General features: G+C 52.7%; 5 protein-coding genes. 3 read left to right on the forward strand and 2 right to left on the reverse strand.

Annotated elements, in window-relative coordinates:
* Positions 1-3: 3 nt before the first annotated feature.
* Both dut and coaBC read right to left on the reverse strand, forming a co-directional pair.
* Positions 4-462: a dUTP diphosphatase gene (gene dut / locus AB7E14_RS22100; RefSeq protein ID WP_042998633.1), complete on the reverse strand. Its 459-nt coding sequence runs from the start codon at positions 460-462 to the stop codon at positions 4-6.
* A complete protein-coding gene (gene coaBC, locus AB7E14_RS22105) occupies positions 440-1,660 on the reverse strand; it encodes a bifunctional phosphopantothenoylcysteine decarboxylase/phosphopantothenate--cysteine ligase CoaBC (protein WP_102948063.1) in 1,221 nt (406 codons plus the stop codon). Before coaBC ends, dut begins: the two co-directional genes overlap by 23 nt.
* A 173-nt stretch (positions 1,661-1,833) precedes the next feature.
* On the opposite strand from coaBC, the gene radC reads away from it, so the two are divergent.
* The 3 genes from radC to rpmG all read left to right on the forward strand — a co-directional run bounded on the left by radC (position 1,834) and on the right by rpmG (position 3,190).
* Positions 1,834-2,499 (forward strand): RadC family protein, encoded by a 666-nt coding sequence (gene radC / locus AB7E14_RS22110; RefSeq protein ID WP_042998631.1) that lies wholly within the window; start codon positions 1,834-1,836, stop codon positions 2,497-2,499.
* 266 nt (positions 2,500-2,765) lie between these two features.
* Entirely contained in the window at positions 2,766-3,002 is a 237-nt protein-coding gene (gene rpmB / locus AB7E14_RS22115) for a 50S ribosomal protein L28 (RefSeq protein ID WP_002436699.1), read from the forward strand.
* A gap of 20 nt (positions 3,003-3,022) precedes the next feature.
* Positions 3,023-3,190: a 50S ribosomal protein L33 gene (gene rpmG / locus AB7E14_RS22120; RefSeq protein ID WP_003024094.1), complete on the forward strand. Its 168-nt coding sequence runs from the start codon at positions 3,023-3,025 to the stop codon at positions 3,188-3,190.
* Positions 3,191-3,255 lie beyond the last annotated feature (65 nt).

Below are 3,255 nucleotides of genomic sequence, written 5' to 3' on the forward strand. Positions count from 1 at the left end.
TTCTTACTTACGACCGGAATGGCCGAAACCGCCTTCACCACGGTGGGTGGCATCAAACTCTTCCACCAGATTAAATTCGGCCTGCACGACTGGCACAAAGACCATCTGTGCGATACGTTCGCCCGGCTCAATAGTAAAACTGTCCTGACCACGGTTCCAGACGGACACCATTAGCTGCCCCTGATAGTCAGAATCAATCAACCCCACCAGGTTGCCCAGCACGATACCATGCTTATGGCCCAGCCCCGAACGCGGCAGGATGACGGCAGCCAGAGACGGATCGGCGATGTGAATAGCCAGCCCGGTTGGCAGCAGCGTGGTTGCGCCCGGCGCCAGTTCTACGGCGTCATCGAGACAAGCCCGCAGGTCAAGTCCGGCGGAGCCGGAGGTGGCATATGTCGGCAGCGGGAATTGCTTGCCGACACGCGGGTCCAGAATCTTAACGTCGATTTTTTTCATCATAACGGGTCACGATCTCGTCGAGTAATAATTGGCCCAGGAGTGCTTTGCGCTCAAGCGGTAAGACTTTATCTCCATCCTGCCAGAAAAGGTGTAAAGCGTTGCTGTCGCTATTAAACCCTTGAGTTGAAAGCGAAACATCGTTTGCACAGATCAAATCAAGGTTTTTACGGATACGTTTTTGCCGGGCATATTCTTCCACATTATTCGTTTCCGCGGCAAACCCAACGACATAGGGTCGATGGTCTTTACGTGCAGCAACTCCGGCGATGATGTCTGGGTTCTTGACCATTTTTATTGTTAATTCATCACCTTGTGTTGCCTGTTTCTTAATTTTTTCCGGGGCGACAATCGCGGCGCGATAGTCTGCTACGGCAGCGCAGCCGATAAAAATATGTTGCTGTTGGACGGCGGATTGCACCGCCGCTTCCATTTCCAGAGCGGTCATCACATCAACACGCTGTACAAAAGGCGGTGTGGGTAATGATACCGGGCCGGCGACCAGCGTAACGTTTGCCCCGCGACGGGCTGCGGCGGCGGCAATGGCAAACCCCATTTTGCCGGAGCTGTGGTTGGAAATGTAGCGCACCGGATCGAGCGGTTCGCGCGTCGGGCCCGCGGTAATCATGATGTTAAGATGTTGCAGATCGTTGACAGGGGCGAAATGTGCCGCGGCCATATCGACAATCGTTAAAGGATCCAGCATACGGCCCGGCCCTACATCACCGCATGCCTGGCTGCCGCTGTCTGGTCCCCAGATGAGCAACCCACGAGAAGCCAGAACGTCCAGATTATGCTGCGTTGCCGCAGCCCGGTACATCTGCTGGTTCATTGCCGGTAAAACAGCAACGGGCGCAGGAGTAGCCAGACAAATCGTAGACACCAGATCGTTTGCTATGCCGGCTGCGACACGCGCGATAAGGTCTGCGGTGGCCGGGGCGAGAATCACCAGGTCGGCCCATTTCCCCAACTCAATATGGCCCATTGCGGCTTCTGCTGCGGGATCCAGCAGACTGTCAGAAACGGGATACCCGGAAACCGCCTGTAAGCTGAGTGGAGTAATAAAGGCTTTAGCCGCCTCGGTCATTGCCACTCGGACATCAGCGCCGCGTTCGCGCAGACGACGCACCAGTTCAGGGGTTTTGTAGGCAGCAATGCCGCCGCTGACGCCGAGAACGATTTTTTTACCAGCCAGGCTCATCATGATCATTCCTGTTGGATTACACCAGAAGGCGGATATTTTATCACAATCCGTAAACTGTCGTGCGTTCACCCATGAATCACTTTGCGAGGCGCTACGCAGGAGTGGAAATTGTACGTCGATTCCCCCTCCGGCCCATGCCACCATGCGTGCTGGCATGAGGAGGTGTGGGGATGGAAACTGCTGAATATGTGCTGCCGAGGGAAAAACTGTTGGCGCTTGGGGTCGATACGCTGACGGATGACGAACTACTGGCGCTCTTCTTACGGACCGGAACGCCCGGGAAAGATGTCTTTGCGCTGGCAAAAGAGATCCTGGAACATTTTGGCTCTCTTTATAGCTTGTTGACGGCGGACTACTCTCAATTCAGCGCGGTGACAGGGATTGGCGTAGCAAAGTATGCGCAGCTTAAAGGTATTGCGGAACTGGCCAGGCGCTTTTATGAAGTGCAAATAAAAGGTACGAACCCGTTACTCAGCCCGGTGTTAACACGGGATTTTTTGCAGAGCCAATTAGCGGGGGAAGCGCGGGAAGTTTTCATGGTGGTTTTTCTCGATTCCCAACATCATGTCATTAAACATAGCCGCCTTTTCTCTGGCACACTCACTCATGTTGAGATCCATCCGCGTGAAATTATTCGTGAAGCGATAAAAATCAATGCATCTGCGGTGATCCTTGCCCATAATCATCCGTCGGGGTGTGCAGAGCCGAGCAAAGCGGATAAACTTATCACCGAGCGTGTCGTAAAATGCTGTCAGTTCATGGATATCCGTGTGCTTGATCACCTTGTCATTGGACGCGGAGAGTACGTTTCGTTTGCGGAACGAGGTTGGATTTGACGCACTTTGCGCGATCCATCGGGATCTTTGTCTGTTCGGGACTTGAGCACATCGCTGACTCAGCGTATACTACGCCACCTTTGAGAATCTCGGGTTTGGCATTTGGGCCTGGCAATCGAGTGTTCACTTAGACACCCAATCATTCACGTTGCGTTAAGGCAGCTTGAAGGGTGAGGTGTAGAACCGCGATGACCGGGCTGTAAAGCCTGACGAGGCGCCGATACCCCATACGAAGCTCGAGCTAATTTGATTTTTGGAGAATAGACATGTCCCGAGTCTGCCAAGTTACTGGCAAGCGTCCGGTGACCGGTAACAACCGTTCCCACGCACTGAACGCGACTAAACGCCGTTTCCTGCCTAACCTGCACTCTCACCGTTTCTGGGTTGAGAGCGAAAAGCGTTTTGTCACCCTGCGTGTATCTGCTAAAGGTATGCGTGTAATTGATAAGAAAGGCATCGATACAGTTCTGTCTGAACTGCGTGCCCGTGGCGAAAAGTACTAAGTACTAAGAGGAAATAAATCATGGCTAAAGGTATTCGTGAGAAGATCAAGCTGGTTTCTTCTGCTGGTACTGGTCACTTCTATACCACCACGAAGAACAAACGTACTAAGCCGGAAAAACTGGAACTGAAAAAATTCGATCCAGTTGTCCGTCAGCACGTTCTCTACAAAGAAGCGAAAATTAAGTAAGTCTCGCGTTGCTGTAATGAATATCCTCGCGTCGGCGGGGTTTTTTGTTTTCTGGCCATCCCCAT

This window comes from Citrobacter sp., from assembly GCF_050252275.1.
GTDB lineage: Bacteria > Pseudomonadota > Gammaproteobacteria > Enterobacterales > Enterobacteriaceae > Citrobacter_A > Citrobacter_A amalonaticus.